Origin of the sequence: Novosphingobium sp. (genome assembly GCF_041905565.1) — a bacterium.
Taxonomy (GTDB): domain Bacteria; phylum Pseudomonadota; class Alphaproteobacteria; order Sphingomonadales; family Sphingomonadaceae; genus Novosphingobium.
On record NZ_JAYRKX010000023.1, the window covers coordinates 1 to 15,104 of the forward strand.

Here is a 15,104-nt window from a genome sequence, read left to right on the forward strand (position 1 = left end):
AGAGATGCTCGACAAGTTCGGCGCGATCCATCTTGCGCTGGCAGCATACAATGCTGGCCCCAGGGCGGTCGAACGGGCCGGCGGCATCCCCCGAAATTCGGAGACGCCTGGCTACGTCCGAAACGTATTGGCGCGATGGCGCACAATCGGCTCGCAAATCTGATGCGAGGGACGCTATCGTAATTCGAGAATCAGAAGGGCTTGGAAGAGGGATATTGTCTAGGTCATGCCGAAGAGGCCAGTTCACAATGAAGACGATGGTAACGTTGTGCACTTCGACTTTAGGGACGAGTTGAATATCCAGCGCCGCAAGCGGCGCAGGAAGGAGCTGATCTTGGGGTTGGGAGCATTTTCGATTGTCTTTGCTGGCGGCATGCTGGCCTTGAATTGGCCGCTGGCGGGCATAGGCTCATCTAACGGCGATCAAGGTGGATCAACTCCACTGACGCTCCTCTCGGCTGGCAACTCGCCGCACTTCGAGCTCTGCGGCATGGTTCGTAAGACCTGCGTCGTCGATGGAGACACGTTCTGGTTGGATGGAGTGAAGATCAGGATCGCCGACATCGATACTCCCGAGATCAGCGAGCCAAAGTGCGACTCGGAATACGAGCTCGGCATGAAGGCAACCTACCGGCTTCGGGAGCTGCTCAACGAAGGCCCGTTCGAACTTAATTCGATCGGAAACCGTGACGAAGACCAGCATGGCCGCAAGCTGAGGGTCGTCGTCCGTAATGGACGATCGCTTGGCGACCAGTTGGTTAGCGAGGGTCTGGCGAGGACCTGGAGCGGGCGACGCGAACCATGGTGCTGACCCGCGAACAGGAACTGTGGGGTATCGCGCTGTGGGTTGAAAAGAACCACGGCGATCGCGGGCCAACATATATCGCGAGCCAAATCGGACGATTGGCACTCGAAGGCGATGACGCTGGCGTCGCGATGTGGCGCACAGTGGCCGAGCGGTACGACCGGCTAGGTAGCGCGCCAGGATCAGATCGCTTCATCTGACAATCCCCAAGAGGCAGCGCCACCACGGCTTGCACCGCAAGCCAACAAGGAACGGCACCCTTGCAAGGCTCGACGCCGCAGAACGCCAGGCGCGCGGGACTGGGCGCCAGCCGGCGTTCGGCAAGGAGAGCCGCAAGAGTGCCTGCGGGTCAGCGACGACGACGCCGCACCCTGGTCCGAGCCCGCGAGGCCAGAGTGCGTCCTTGGCGAATTCCCGCTCCGCATTAGTTGACGAGAAGTTGGACGAGCCGGTTAGTCGGCTTCTCAGCCGGGAAATGGGATAGCGGACATTCAAAATCCGTGTCGGCTTCTGGAGCCGCCCTACCTTCGACCATTCCATACGAATTGATGAAAGACCGCTAATTCCGTACCCCCTACTCGCGTAATGCTTACTCGCCCGCTTGCCGAATTATTCTGCTAAGGGACTGTTATTGTGGCGACCGCAACCAGAATTGATCAACTTCCGGGGTTGAGGAGCAGCCTTTCGAAACTCCTATCGACAGCCGACGATATCGTATTTTTGCGCATGCTCTGGGCGTTGAACGCACTGCAAACGGGTCGAGCTGCCGAGGCCGGGCGCTTCCTCAACGGCTACCCCCCAGACGCTGCGACAGATGGCATTCTCGGCCCGCACGCAATTTATCCGTGGGAACTCGAGACGCTTGCGAACGAGCTCCTGACGACCCCCAAGAGCATTTTTCGATCCTTCGATTGCCGAAACTGGAACGCGATTGGCGATCTGGTTAATCTGCTGCGCTCGTTGGAGGGCGCAGAGTATCTCGCGCGTCGCGAGGACGTAAACATCTTGGTTGAACTTGGCAGGATCGGTGCTCGCCAGTTTCCTTGGCAGCGCGGTTATGTCGGGCTACCCCCTCTCTATCGGAGCGCCTTTATTTATGGTCAGGGCGAGTGCGCCGCCTATCTGAAACAAGCCGCCAATCTCACCCCCTCCGATATGACCCTTGTCGGGTTCTCGCTGCTTTCGGTCTTTTATCCCGAGCCCGGCATTCGTCCGGCCACGGACATGGAGCTGATCCACGAGTGGGGAATCACCCGAACCACCCTGCAGGAGACGCTCAAGCGTATCTCCTGCCCTATCGCCGTCGCACGGGCTCAAGCGGCGAACATTCGCGTGATAGAGACCGCGACCGCATATAAGCCTAGCATCCTCCGGCGACATCCCTGTCTCCTTGTCGGCCATCGCGCGCGAACGATGATTGCCCCCTTGCCGGACCTGATCATGGACCGGGTGACCAACGGACTGTTTTACGATGTGGTCGGCGGGGGCGGGGCCGTTCGCGATGAAGTTGGCCGAAAGTTTGAGAGTTACGCGCTCGATCTGCTGAGGCGGATGTTGCCAGCGGTCCTGTTTGACCCGGAGACTAGTTATCGCACGCCCTTAGGACCGATCGCTACCCCGGACATTCTCATGTGTGATCGGCACCGCGTAGTTTCACTGGCGATTGAGTGCAAAGCATCTCGGATGAGCGTAGCCGCCCGCTTCGGTGAAGCACCTGGCGAAGATCGCGGCTACGAGGAGATTGCCAAGGGCATAATGCAGCTTTGGCGGTTCTATGCACACAGCCGGCTCGGCATAGCGCCGACGCGCCTCTCCGATGACGTCAAGCTTTTGATCCTTACCCTTGATGAATGGTTCGCGGGGCGGGCGACCATCATTCCCCAGATCCTTGAGCGTGCCCATGTTCTCGCGGATGCCAGTGCCCATGCGATTTCACGCGAGGATCGACTCCCCGTCGCATTCTGCACCATCTCTGAGCTCGAGGACGTGCTGCGAACCGCGACTGCGGAGTCGCTGCTGGAAACGGTCGAGATCGCTTCGGGGGACCGAGTCGGCTGGATCTTCTCCAGCCTCCATCAAGACGCGGAGTCGGCGAAGACCGAGCCCAAAGATTATCCGTTTCAGGATGCGCTGGGCGATCTGCTTCCATGGTATGCCCGGCTACAAGACCTAGGTGACGATGAGCCTTAAGGGGACGACCTGTTATCGCTTGCCGGAAACCCGCATCCTCGCACTGCATTTGGCCGCGCCCTCATCAAGTCTCCCCTTGTGGACTACCCCGTTGGTCCGGCGACCAGGGTGGGATCACGGTCATTGTAAGCCGCTGCAAATTCATCGTCCGTCCAGTCTCCATCGCCGTAATCGGGCAGGTCGAAAAATTCCCATCCGCCCTTCCCGGGAGCCATGCCGAACAGCGGCCCTACGAACGGACAATTTGGGAGGAAGTACGCGCGGATATAGGGGTGGTCCTCATAGTCCTTGCGGATAAAGGTATGGCCAAGCGTATTGGCTATGAACCAGGGGCGGACGGCATGGCTCGCGAACTGCTGCTCGATGATTGTGCGCATATGGATGATCGCCGCAAGTGCGTCATCACGCAGAGCGTTCGTTGTCTCCGGGTTGAAATGGATCGATCGGTGGCGCAAACCCATTAGGGCGCGGTATTCGACGACGGCATCAGGTAACAGGATGCCCCACGCTTCGAGGGTGTCGATCGGCAAGCGCCAATCGTCGAAGGAATCTTTTCTATACACCTTCTTGTATTCCGGCGTCGCGGTGAAATGGCCGCGCATGTCCAGCATTAAGTGATTGAGGATGCGCTCGCCAAGCGCGCATGCGCCAACCAACGCCGGATAGTAAGAGCCGATCACAAAGGCCTGCCGCACCTGATGAAACAATGCGTTGTGATGCGCGAGTACCGAGAACGGCTTGACGCCCATCGCTACGAAATTGTCGATCTTGGCATCGATGCCGCGCTCACCGAATTCCGCGACCATGCCGCCGCGCGCCGATTGTAGGTTTCGCCGGTGGAGCTCCTTCACCTGATCTTCCCAATGATCGGGAATTTCGGGGTCGAGTGACAGCGCTCGGCTGTCGAAATCCATCCCCCAGCTCAGATGCCGTCGGCGGCCGGAATCAGCGACTAGCCGCTTCTGTTCATCGAGCGATAGAGTCGGGTCGACGGTCTCGAAGGTGATCCGGGTCGGTTCCGGATCACTCATAGCGCGTGGCTTTCTGGTCGAGCCATTGCAGTCGTCGGTCCAGTTCGATCGCGGGGAGCGCTGCAATCAGCCGATCGAGGATCTTCGGCACGCCATACAGGTCGCTGGTCGTGCCGGGGCCAAACAACTTCCACAGCAAGATGAGCGTCTCACGTGGAAATTTCTCGGGTGCCCCGGACCGCTCGATCACGTGGGTGCCACCATGCCCTTCTAGGAGCGACATATGCGGTAGGAGCTGCTCAAGCGCTTCGGGAAAGGCGTCGCCGCTCTCCACGGCCAGATCGGCAAAGTGTCGGCTGAACTCTCGTTCGCGAAAGCTGCGCTCTCGCGGCCAGACTGCGAGCAGCAGCGGACCTATGCCCGTCCGCCAGGCGACCGCGCGATCCTCATCGATCTGATGGATCCACTGCTTCACCAGTTCAGCCACACCAGTGCGCAAAGCCAATGGTCCAGTGCGGAGCGCTCTGGCGGCGTCGGCGACGCCCATGCCCCAGTCCGCCTCGGTCTGTTCGCCGCGCAGGATCGACAACGCTGGCGCGATGATCTTGGCGGCGGCGTTGGTTAGATCGTGGCCACGACCGGTGAGCTCGCTGACACCGCGCAGGACTGCAGCGCTAAAAGTCCTCGAGGCGACCGATGACAGGCGTGAATCGGTGACGAGAACCCGGCGCAGCGCGATGGCCTCGTCGCCGTCACCCGCCAGCGCGGCTTCAAGCAACGGCGCTACGGTCTGCCCCTCGATCGTCAGCACAAATCCGGCCGCGAACACGAGTGCGCCCCGTGCCATGGTGCCCTGACGGCCCGGTGCCGCAGCAGCCGCATCGAGCGCTACCAGCAGTTCCGGATCGATTGATTCACCCGCCTTGCGCCGGGCCTCGATGTCAATGAGCGTGGCCTGGGTTAGGCGCCCGCCCGGGGTGTTGATCAGGTCGGCATAAAGATCGCGCGTGGAGTCGAGAGGCTCGGTGTCACGCGCCACAGCCGTCTCAAACAGCCTATGCCACCAAGCGGCGATCGCGGGCTCAGCTTGGCGCGGCGAGGACCAGTAAAGATCTGCAAGGCGGTCGACGACCAGTGCCAGAAATGGTGCTTCGGCCGGCTCAATCGCGGCAAAGAGTTCGACGACGAGCTGTCGGCGGTCGGGATCCATCTCGCCTTCGGAAAAAGACAGCGCGCCGATCAGGCCTCGCCATAGCGGCGCGTTTGCAGCATCGAGCGGCGCGTCCTTGAGTGTATCAAACGCGCCCCTCGGGTTGGTGCGGCAAAACGCGCTCCAGCCTTGCCGCTTCTCGATATCATGGCTGCCGAGCACTTCGCGCGCAACCTGCAACCGTTCACCTTCAGCGGCATCGATGATCGGCTGCGCATCGCCGACCACCATACGGACGCCGGTCGAATAGGATCCGAAAAAGTCTTGATCCTCGACGTCGCGCGCCAGATAGGCGCGTCGCGCCTTGATGGTTGCTAATTCCGCCGAACCCTCGGCCGACAGTCTCCCGGCCTGCTCGAGCATGTTGAGCCGCAGCCAGACTTCCGCGTCGAGTGCATGGCTCCTCCAGTCCGCCTGGCCGTCCTCAACCGCGTAGCGGTCATAATAGGCCTGCCCCTCTGTCAGAACGCGCCGTTCGACGGCGGCAACCAAGTCGGCATTTGCGTCCCCGGCGCGATCGCGCAGCACGAGCGCGAGCTCCCGGCGCACTGTCCAAAAGATATCGTGCGAGAGGCCCAACACCCCGGCGAATGCTTCGTCGGCGTCGAACAGCTCCCCCTGACGCAAGCTATGCAGCCAAAGCCGCGTCCCCAAGATACCAGGCATGGCCTTCCAAGCCGAGGCTTGCGCGCGGACGGCATCGCGATCTGCAGCGGCCGCCGGCGTGAGCAGCCGCGCGAGCAACTCGATCAAGAAAATCGGTCCATCATGATGCTCGTTCTGATCATGCGGCTCAATCGACGGCACTGCGCTGTCATTGCCGTCATAATCCCCCTCGATTGTGCCGATGTCGAGCGAAAGCCCGACTGTCGAGCGCAGCCTCGCGCTGGCGATCTCGAGCAGGATCAGCGGCTGCGGCAGCGCCGTCAACGCGGCAACGAGATCTGAAGCGCCACCGCGGTCCGAAAGCGTCAGTCGCGGCCAGACGAGGTCGGACAGACGCCGCGGCGGATTAACTGTGGGTTCGTCTTCGAAGAAAGGTCTGCCGGAACGGAGTTCGAGCGCGGGGGTCAGCAAGCTCACTGCCCGTTCAAGATCGGCGTAAAGCACGACGGAGCCCTTGAGCACCTCCATGAGTGCATAGGCGCGGTCTTCCCAAAGGTCGCCGCGATCGGGTCGGCTGATCGTGAGAAGGCGCCAGAGGCGGTGCCACGGAACCGGCACATCCTTCACTTGCCTGATCCGTCGCCCCAGTTCCTCGGCGAACGGCTTGCCGAGTCTTTCGAGCCAGTCGACTGCTCGCCGAAACCGGGCGGGCGACGCAAGATCCCTGACCAGCCAAGCGGCGATAATCCAGGACGCGTCGCGCTCTGTCCATAGTTTTCGGTCGGCGAAAAAGTCGAACCAGTCTCCGTCAACGATGGTCGGGATCGCGAGCGACCACAGGTCTTGACGACCATTGAACAGCCATGCGGCGTGATCGAGTTCTGCGACATTGGCGTCGGTGAACGGCTTGGCGAGGATCGTCTGCGCCCAGTCGCGCCGCGTCGCTCGCGGTCGCTCGACGAGGTCCGCCAGTCTCTCCAGGTCCGGCCAGAGGGCCGCATGACTTGTCGGATTGCCTGCCGCATCAAGTTGATACTCATAGGCGATCGGCTCGACCGCAAGCGCCGCCCAGCGGGCATCCGCTAGGTCGCGCTTCACCACCCCGTCGATTGCATAGACTGGGCGCAGGTCGGGAAAGCGTTGCCGGTCCGCTTCGAGGACGTTTAAGAGATATCGTACCGGCGCGTCGCCGGCACTGTAGCCGACCAGCACGATGGTTTTGGTGCGGCAGAGGTCGAACAGGAACCGCGACGCCCAGCCCGATCGCATATAGGCATCGCCATAATCGGCGCTCGTCACGATCAGCGGTGTTTCATCTAGGCCGAGATCCGGGTCGGCAATCCGACCATGAATATGGATGATCCCGCCGAATCCGGCGCTGCCTGGTGGCGGTAGATCCTGCCCGGCGAAACTGAAGGCACGGACCTGATCTGCATCCTCGGTCTCGACGAGAGCGCGCTCGATCAGCGTGTCAAAGTTAGTGGTCACGATTGCTGGGCGATTTTCGAGATCGCGCGACAGGCGCAGGATGGTGCGATGATGCGAGAGATCCGCATCGACGGGCGGCTGCAACTCCGCCACGACCGCGCGTGTCATGTCGGTTGGATTGACGATCCGGCGGCTTAGCGACCCTAGTGCTTCCTCGAACCGGCTCTCTTTGAACGATAATTGTTCCGACGCACTCATTTCGACGTTGAGACCCGCGAAGCAGCGTGTCACGAGCGCGCCGAAACCAGGCAATTGCGGCGCGCTCACCCCAGCGCCGCACAGGAAGACGACATCGCCGGTCAGAAGAGCATCGACCAGCTGCTCGGGAAATTCCGGTCCAGCCTCGGAAAAACGAAGGCTCATGTATAAAAGTCCGGCATTTGCGAACGATGATAAAGTCGGAGTGGCGCTGCTATTGCGACCATTAGTCGTCCTTCATAGATCGTTGATGTGTGATCGCTGAACATAGAACCAACATCCGGGAATCGCTTCCAACTGTCTAGTGCAGGAGAGCGCTGGATCAGCGACTCATGTAAGGACTGTTTGCCATTCTTTCTCGACGACTGTCCCGTTCCGGTCCTTCGAAAGTCGCTTTTGGCAGTGATTATCGACAGTGCGATCAAGGTTGACCCGGAAACGATCGCTGTGCGGGCTGGCCCGGAACCAAAATGACGGCGGCCATTGATGGCGGTGGCTGCGGGGCATCGTTGCCAGTTGCAACGATTGTCGATTTCAACGACGAGACTCCGTTCCAATTCTGTTGAAACGGGCACGAGCGCCAACCATATAGAAGCTATGGGTACTTTTGGCACTGCCACGATTCTACTACATGTTACCGCTCTCGACCTAACCGAGCAGGCGCTACTTACCTTGCGCGAAGATGACCCCGTTCGATCGCAGCTATTGGATAACCTGCAAATTGCCCGTCAGATGCTGGCGATGAGCCCGCCGAACATTCGTGCGACGCACCAGATTTTCCGTCAGGTTCGTTCGGCTTTCCCGAATTACGACACCACCAACCTGCCGCTGGCGCGTGCGATCAAAGCCGCTCGCGATGCTGCGCAACCGCGACTATGAATCCGGGAGTAGGTATGATCGAAGTTCACGAAGTTCGGTTGCATCTCACCGACGGCCAAAGCGTGGAGTGCTATCTGGAAAAGATCCCCCCAGGCTACATGGGCGAGTTGTTTTTCCCGCCAATGAGTAATAACCTGCTCAAAGTGCTGTTTCGTAGCCCGCAACAGTTCGCTACGGCTAATGAATGTTATGAGTGGCTTGTGTCCCAGGCGCTGCGCTATGCGACCGAGTTTAATTTAGCTGTCGATCGCATCGACAACCCCTGCAACGATCCTTTCATCAAGCGCCCTGACCAGCAGATTGTTCTCGCGAAGTTGAACGTTGCGGTGCCAGTGCTAGTCAACGGCCAGTAGACGCTTGCAAACGGCCGGTGTGGAGCCCCCGAACTGAAAGTAGGCAGATGGCTCACGGCCAGTTGCGGCCATCGCCTCCTTCCTGAACCTCGGACAGCTTTTATCACGTCACGCCGAGACGTTGAAGATCGCAAATGTCAGCGAAACTGATTAGCCCGCTTTGGTTTGCGAAGTTCTTTTCAGGAGCCCATTGCAGTTGACAGTCAAGTCTAGGCGGCCGCAGTAGTCTGCATCTTGACGACATTTCCACCCAAGCGAAGCTGATCGAGGTGATCGCTCCACCACTGCGCCATCCGAACGCGCTCCTCCCAGTGTTTACCGCGATGGTAGGCTCCCCGAACGGCGTTACTGTCGCCGTGCGCAAGGGCACGCTCGATCGCATCGGGGTTCCAAAGCCCGGATTCATTGAGGAAAGTGGAAGCGGTTGCCCTAAGGCCGTGCGCAGTCACCTCGTCCTTTGAGAAACCCATTCGGCGGAAAGCAGCATTCAGTGCATTCTCGCTCATTGGCCTCGTGAAACTGCGCGCGGAAGGAAACACATAGCCCTTGTGATCGAGCATTTCAGCTAGATCAGTCAGTAAGCTAATCACTTGCTTGGAAAGCGGCACGGCATGTGCCCTGCGTGCCTTCATCTTGCCCGCCGGGATCTTCCAGATACCCTCCACGAGATCAATCTCACGCCATTCGGCATGACGCAGTTCGCCAGGCCGTACGAAGACGTGCGGTGCGATCTGGAGCGCGAACTTAGTGACCGGATAACCAGAGTAATCATCGATCGCGCGGAGCAGGCCGCCAAGCTCCTTGGGCTCAAGGATCGCCGCATAATGCTTCGCGCGAGGGGTGACGAGGGCACCCTTGAGCAAGCTAGTCGGATCGGACTGGCAGCGGGTGGTAGCAACCGCGTAGCGGAACACCCGGCCGGCAAATGATCGACACTTCTTGGCCGTCTCGTGCTTGCCCGTTGCTTCAAGACGCTTGAGCGGTGCCAGGACCTCGAACGGCTCGATTTCCTTGATAGGTCGGCTACCGATCGCCGGGGCCAATTGCTCGAGGAAGTAGTTGGCCTTCACCAAGGTCGCATCTGCCCTGCCATTCTGCACCATCATCTGCTCGATGTACTCGCGCGCCACGGCCTCGAATGTTTGGGCTGCCAGGAACTCCTCCCGGATCTTTTGCTTGCGCTTCTCGAACGCCGGGTCGCCACCGGACGCAATGGAATGGCGTGCCTCGTAGGTCGCTTCTCGCGCTTGCTTCAGGCTGATGTCGGGATAGCTTCCGATGGAAAGCTTCTTCTCGACCTTGCCGATGCGGTAACGGAACCGCCAGAGTTTGCCGCCCGACGGCGTGACCTCGACATAGAGGCCGCGCTGGTCGGCGACCTTGTAAGGTTTGTCCTTCGCCTTGAGTGCGCGGAGCCGAGTCTCGGTCAGGGGCATGTGCGGGCCTTTTTTTCCGGCTTTTTGCAAAAGGCCCGCAAAAGGCCCGCAAAAATGTCAGGAACCCCCGGGAACAGCCGGGACGATCCGGAACCATCCAAGGGCCAATTCCCTAGGATTCCTGCGGTTTTTATAGACTTTTTGGGATGTTCTGAAAAGAACAAATGGTGCCCAGAAGAGGACTCGAACCTCCACGCCGTTACCAGCGCCGCCACCTGAAGACGGTGCGTCTACCAATTCCGCCATCTGGGCACGGAGGCGGTGGGCCAGAGAGCCCGCCGCCGGGTAGGAGGGCGCCACTAGCGGGGCATGTGGGGGGTTGTCAACGGCGCTGTTGGCACTGGGACAAGATTTCTTGAACATGGATGCGTTTCCGGCGGGATTCCGGGACTTCACGGTTGCCGGGCGGGCCCGGGCTGTGCCAATGCGCTGGCCTTAGCTCTGCATAGGCGGGGCGATGATTCACATCACGGGGTGCAAGCGATGGCTGGCAAGGCGGATCTTTCGGGCAAGCTGGTGACGGTGTTGGGGGGCAGCGGGTTTGTTGGCCGGCACCTGGCGCAGGAACTGCTGGCGCGCGGGGCGCGGCTGCGGGTGGCCTGCCGCCGGACCGAAGTGGCCGGCCGGATCAAGCCGCTGGGCAACCTGGGCCAGGTGCAGCTGGCGCGCTGCGACATGACCGATGCCGAATCGATCGCCCGCGTGGTTGCGGGATCGGACCTGGTGGTGAACCTGGTCGGCGCCTTCTCCGGCGATCTGGATGCGGTCCAGGGCAGCGGCGCGGGCCGCGCGGCGGCGGCGGCGGCGGCAGCCGGGGCCAGCGCCTTTGTCCACGTGTCCGCGATCGGTGCCGATGCCGAAGGCGCGACCGCCTATGCCCGCAGCAAGGCGGCGGGCGAAGCGGCGGTGCTGGCGGCCTTCCCCACGGCCACGGTGCTGCGCCCGTCGGTGCTGTTCGGGCCGGACGATCACTTCCTCAACCTGTTCGGCGGGCTGATTGCCCTGTTCCCGGTGATCCCGGTGTTCGCGCCGCAGGCCAAGTTCCAGCCGCTGTTCGTCGATGACCTGGCCGAAGCGATCGCAAATGCCCTGGTCGATCCGGCAGCGCATGGCGGCAAGACCTATGAACTGGGCGGGCCGGAGCAGATCAGCGTGCTCGACCTCAACCAGCGGATCGCCGCCGCGGCGGAGCGCAAGGTGCTGCTGGCCGAAATGCCCGACGGCCTGTCCGGCCTGTTCGCGACGATGACCGGGTGGCTGCCGGGGGCGCCGCTCAGCCGCCAGCAGTGGCAGCTGCTGCGCGCCGGCAACGTGGCGTCGGGTCAGCATCCGGGGATCGAGGCGCTGGGCGTGCGCGCCCGTCCGCTCGGCCTGTTCCTGGAGCGCTGGATGGTGCGCTATCGCAAGCACGGCCGGTTCGAGGACCGGCTGGCAGCCTGACCGGTCAGGCGTTCACATCGGCATAGTGGCTGGGCGGCTGGATCACTTCCATCCGCTCGGACAGGAGCGGGCGGAAGCTCGGCCGGCTCTTGAACACGGCATACCAGTCACGCGCCTGGTCGTGCCCGGTCCAGTCCAGCCCGCCAAGGTAGTCGGCGACCGAGATCTGCGCCGCCGCCGCCAGGTCCGCCAGGCTCATCGTCGCGCCGGCCAGCCAGGGGCGATGGTCGATCAGGTGATCGATGTAATAGAGGTGTTCGTGCGCCAGCTTCATCGCCTCGCGCAGCACCTTGCTGTCGGGCGCCATGCGATAGACCAGCCGCTTCTTCATCCGTTCGTGCAGCAGCGGGCCGGTGACGTCGCCGAAGAAATTCTCGTCAAACAGGGCAACCAGGCGGCGGATTTCCGCGCGGCCTGCGGCGGTGCCGTTGATCAGCTGGTTCTTTTCGACCGTTTCCTCGAAATATTCGCAGATCGCCCGGCTATCGGCCAGCGTGATCCCCTTGGCCGGCTCGTGCAGCACCGGGGTGCGCCCGGCGGCGTTCATCGCCAGGAATTCGTCGCGCCCTTCCCACGGGTTTTCGCGCCACATTTCGTAGGCGATGCCCTTTTCGCTCATCAGCAGGCGAACCTTGCGGCTGAAGGGGCAGAGGGGGAACTGGTAGAGTTGCCACATGGTCAACCCCCATGCCCGTGCCTGATTCGCGCTTCAACCCGTAGCCGCGCGGGTAGGCCGACAAATCAGGTGGAAAAGTCGCGCGAACGCTCGAGCAGCAGCCCTTCGCGCAGCCCGGTGTGGGAAACCACCACGCTGGCCGGGCCGGTTTCGGCGATCAGGGCCGAGAGCAACGCGGCGGCATCGGGCAGCTGCGCCGCGCGTGAACTGGAGATGCCGGGCACTGCCGCCAGCCGCCGCGCGCCAAGATCGCGCGTCACCGTTTTCAGCGCGCGGGCTTCGGCGGCAGGGATCGGCGCCCCCTCGCTCGCGCCGGTCAGGTGCATGTAGAGCCGTTCCAGCGCGCGCCACGACCCGCCGACCAGGAAAAGCTGCTGGCCGCGCGCCATCCGGGTCCAGTCGAGCGGGGCCAGCAGGTCCGCCAGCGTCTTGCGCAGCCGCCCGCGCCCCTGGGCGCGGATCGCCGCGACCGGCATCACGCCCAGCCGGAACGACACGCATTCATGCACGCGTTCCCCACCGATCCGCGCCAGTTCCAGGCTGCCGCCGCCCAGGTCCGCCGCGAGGCCGACCGCGCCGGGATGGGCGCCGATCACGCCCCAGGCCGATGCCCGTGCCTCGTCCTCGCCGGAGAGGAGTTCAGCCGGCAGGCCCAGCGCGCGGACCTGGCCCAGGAATTCGGGGCCATTGGCCGCATCGCGCACCGCCGCCGTGGCGACGACGTGCAGGCTATCAAGCGGGATCAGCCGCAGCAGCGCGGCGAACCGGCCCAGCGTGGCCAGCGCCAGCGCCACGCCGCGCCGGTCAAGCTTGCCGCGCGCCACCACGCCCCGGCCCAGCTGGGCCTGGACCTTGTCGTCATAGAGCACCGTCGGCGTGCGGGGATCCCCCCCGAACACCACCAGCCGGATGGAATTGGAACCGATGTCGATGATCGCCTGGCGGCCGTGCTTGCCCATGCCCACCGTCATAGGCACGGCGGCTGCGCAGGGCCAGTGGCACGGCGCACTATTCCGCAGCCGCCTTTGCCGCCGGATGGATGATCAGGCCCGTACGTACCTCAGGCAGCGCGCCGTTGCCCGATCTTGGCTTCGATCCCCAGCCACAGCCGGTTGAGGAACCGGGCCGCTTCGGACCGGGGCGCGAAGGCGCCCAGCGGCACGCGCCGCACCGCCGATTGTTCCATTTGCCCGGAATAGGGGATCGTCGGCCAGCCCTGGGCGCTGTCCCGCGCCAGCTCGCGGTGCAGCGGGCGGCGCGAATTGTACATCGACAGCACCGGCAGGATCGGCGGATGACGGTGATGGATGCGCAGCAGTTCGCGCCGCATCTGCTCTAGCGAGCGGGCCGACAGCGGCGATGGCGGCATTGGCACGATCACCAGATCGGCGGCGGCGATCACCTGTTCGGTCAATTCGGTGAAGCCGGCCGGGCAATCGATCACGATCCGCTGGTAATCGCCGCGCAGCACGCCCGCCACCTGGGCCAGGCGGCGCGGGCCGAGCCGGGCCAGCTGGAACGGCAACAGCCGCAGGCTGGCATCGGCCGGCAACAGCGCCAGGTCGGCATAGGCCGTGGGTTCGATCAGCTGGCGGGGGCGGCCTTCGCGCTGGAACATGCCGACGGCCCGCGGCACGGAAGGTTCGTCATGCCCTATCAGGAAGCCAGCGCCGCCTTGCGGATCGAGATCCCACAGCAGCGTGCGCTGGCCGCCCAGCGCGGCACATCGCCACGCTAGATCAACCGCCAGGGACGTCTTGCCGACGCCCCCTTTCATGCTGGCTATGGCTATTACCGCCACCTTTGCGACCCACCCGTATGCTTAACAATTGTCGCTAAGATGCCTTAACTCGCAATTATTGCAATCGCTTGTCGTCACCTGCCCCGAAACGGGACCGCGACTGGCCTAGCGGTTAAGCGGTGGGACCAGGCCTATTCCGCAGCCAGCGACTTGCGCCGCGCTTCGGCCCCGGCATCATAGCGGAACTTCTCGAAGGCGATGCGCTGGTCGTAACCGGGGTCCTCGGGGTAATCCTGGTAGTGATCCAGGATATAGTCGAACACTTCGCGCAGCTCTTCCTTGTGATCGGGATGGCTGAAAATGTAGAGCCGGTTGGCTTTGATCGCCTCGATCGCGCGGGCGCCGATCACGTCGGGTTCCATGCCGTATTCGTGGACGCCCTGGAGCCGCTCCACCGCCGCCTTGTCGACCGGTTTCATCGCGCCCTTCAGCGCATCGGGGCGGACATCATCGCTGGCGTAGATCACGCTTTTCACCAGCCCCGGGCACAGCACCGACACGCCGATGCCATGTTGCAGCAGGCTGTAGCGCAGCGATTCCGAGAGGGCGCGCACGGCCGCCTTGGTGGTATTGTAGATCCCCGGACTGGGCGATGACAGGAACGCCGCCATCGACGCGGTGTTGAGCACGTGCCCGCCCACCTGCGTGCCGGCCTTGACCCGTTCGACCATGCGCGGAACGAAGGTCTGCACGCCGTTGATCACCCCGTGCAGGTTGACCCCCAGCAGCCAGTCCCAATCGTCGTAGGAGCTGTCCTCGATCGTCTGGAACAGGTTGACCCCGGCGTTGTTGCACAGGATCGACACCGGACCGAAGCGGGCTTCGACCTCGTCCGCGGCGGCGGCGAAATCGGCGCGGCTGGACACGTCGAGCTGGACGCCCATGACTTCCCGGTTGTCGAGGCTCTTGATCGCGCGGTCGATCGCGTCCTGGCGCACATCGGCGATGGCGACCTTGCACCCTTCGTTCAGCAGCGCGCGCACCAGCCCGATCCCGACGCCATTGGCGCCCCCGGTCACAAAGGCCGTCCGGCCCGCAAAATCCTTCATGG

The 15,104-nt window shown here is 62.7% G+C and carries 14 protein-coding genes and 1 tRNA gene; 7 read left to right on the forward strand and 8 right to left on the reverse strand.

The window, feature by feature from the left end; genetic code table 11:
• From ACE3N9_RS15000 to ACE3N9_RS15015, 4 genes are all read left to right on the forward strand, one after another.
• Window positions 1-163: lytic transglycosylase domain-containing protein (locus ACE3N9_RS15000; protein WP_374285068.1), on the forward strand; the 163-nt coding region annotated here is incomplete at its 5' end.
• Window positions 164-226: 63 nt separating this feature from the next.
• On the forward strand, window positions 227-811 hold the full coding sequence (locus tag ACE3N9_RS15005; protein ID WP_374284987.1) for a thermonuclease family protein: 585 nt from the start codon (window positions 227-229) through the stop codon (window positions 809-811).
• Window positions 802-1,005, forward strand: coding sequence for a hypothetical protein (locus ACE3N9_RS15010; RefSeq protein ID WP_374284990.1), 204 nt, complete (start codon window positions 802-804; stop codon window positions 1,003-1,005). Before ACE3N9_RS15005 ends, ACE3N9_RS15010 begins: the two co-directional genes overlap by 10 nt.
• A gap of 433 nt (window positions 1,006-1,438) precedes the next feature.
• Window positions 1,439-2,995 (forward strand): hypothetical protein, encoded by a 1,557-nt coding sequence (locus ACE3N9_RS15015; protein WP_374284991.1) that lies wholly within the window; start codon window positions 1,439-1,441, stop codon window positions 2,993-2,995.
• Window positions 2,996-3,078: 83 nt separating this feature from the next.
• On the opposite strand, the gene ACE3N9_RS15020 is transcribed toward ACE3N9_RS15015, so the two are convergent.
• Together ACE3N9_RS15020 and ACE3N9_RS15025 are read right to left on the reverse strand one after the other, a co-directional pair.
• Complete coding sequence (locus ACE3N9_RS15020) at window positions 3,079-4,026, reverse strand: hypothetical protein (RefSeq protein ID WP_374284993.1); 948 nt, start codon at window positions 4,024-4,026, stop codon at window positions 3,079-3,081.
• The gene (locus tag ACE3N9_RS15025; RefSeq protein ID WP_374284996.1) at window positions 4,019-7,633 is read right to left on the reverse strand and encodes an SIR2 family protein; all 3,615 of its coding nucleotides are present in this window, start codon (window positions 7,631-7,633) and stop codon (window positions 4,019-4,021) included. The genes ACE3N9_RS15020 and ACE3N9_RS15025 overlap by 8 nt, the downstream gene beginning before the upstream one ends.
• Before the next feature lie 321 nt (window positions 7,634-7,954).
• Here ACE3N9_RS15025 and ACE3N9_RS15030 point away from each other — a divergent pair, with 321 nt between their 5' ends.
• Together ACE3N9_RS15030 and ACE3N9_RS15035 are read left to right on the forward strand one after the other, a co-directional pair.
• Window positions 7,955-8,347 (forward strand): hypothetical protein, encoded by a 393-nt coding sequence (locus ACE3N9_RS15030; protein WP_374284998.1) that lies wholly within the window; start codon window positions 7,955-7,957, stop codon window positions 8,345-8,347.
• 14 nt (window positions 8,348-8,361) lie between these two features.
• Window positions 8,362-8,700 carry a hypothetical protein gene (locus tag ACE3N9_RS15035; protein ID WP_374285000.1) on the forward strand — a complete coding sequence of 113 codons (339 nt, stop codon included), beginning with the start codon at window positions 8,362-8,364 and terminating at the stop codon, window positions 8,698-8,700.
• A gap of 209 nt (window positions 8,701-8,909) precedes the next feature.
• On the opposite strand, the gene ACE3N9_RS15040 is transcribed toward ACE3N9_RS15035, so the two are convergent.
• Both ACE3N9_RS15040 and ACE3N9_RS15045 read right to left on the reverse strand, forming a co-directional pair.
• Window positions 8,910-10,136 carry a tyrosine-type recombinase/integrase gene (locus tag ACE3N9_RS15040; protein ID WP_374285002.1) on the reverse strand — a complete coding sequence of 409 codons (1,227 nt, stop codon included), beginning with the start codon at window positions 10,134-10,136 and terminating at the stop codon, window positions 8,910-8,912.
• Between the two features lie 165 nt (window positions 10,137-10,301).
• Window positions 10,302-10,388, reverse strand: a tRNA-Leu gene (locus ACE3N9_RS15045).
• A 231-nt stretch (window positions 10,389-10,619) separates the two neighbouring features.
• On the opposite strand from ACE3N9_RS15045, the gene ACE3N9_RS15050 reads away from it, so the two are divergent.
• The gene (locus ACE3N9_RS15050) at window positions 10,620-11,576 is read left to right on the forward strand and encodes a complex I NDUFA9 subunit family protein (protein WP_374285004.1); all 957 of its coding nucleotides are present in this window, start codon (window positions 10,620-10,622) and stop codon (window positions 11,574-11,576) included.
• 4 nt (window positions 11,577-11,580) lie between these two features.
• Here ACE3N9_RS15050 and ACE3N9_RS15055 read toward each other — a convergent pair whose 3' ends face one another.
• The 4 genes from ACE3N9_RS15055 to ACE3N9_RS15070 form a co-directional block, all read right to left on the reverse strand.
• Window positions 11,581-12,252: a glutathione S-transferase family protein gene (locus ACE3N9_RS15055; RefSeq protein ID WP_374285006.1), complete on the reverse strand. Its 672-nt coding sequence runs from the start codon at window positions 12,250-12,252 to the stop codon at window positions 11,581-11,583.
• A 65-nt stretch (window positions 12,253-12,317) separates the two neighbouring features.
• The gene (locus ACE3N9_RS15060; protein WP_374285008.1) at window positions 12,318-13,211 is read right to left on the reverse strand and encodes a hypothetical protein; all 894 of its coding nucleotides are present in this window, start codon (window positions 13,209-13,211) and stop codon (window positions 12,318-12,320) included.
• A 101-nt stretch (window positions 13,212-13,312) separates the two neighbouring features.
• A complete protein-coding gene (locus ACE3N9_RS15065; protein WP_374285010.1) occupies window positions 13,313-14,053 on the reverse strand; it encodes a ParA family protein in 741 nt (246 codons plus the stop codon).
• Between the two features lie 131 nt (window positions 14,054-14,184).
• Window positions 14,185-15,102, reverse strand: a complete 918-nt coding sequence (locus ACE3N9_RS15070) for an SDR family NAD(P)-dependent oxidoreductase (RefSeq protein WP_374285012.1) — start codon at window positions 15,100-15,102, stop codon at window positions 14,185-14,187.
• Window positions 15,103-15,104: the final 2 nt, after the last annotated feature.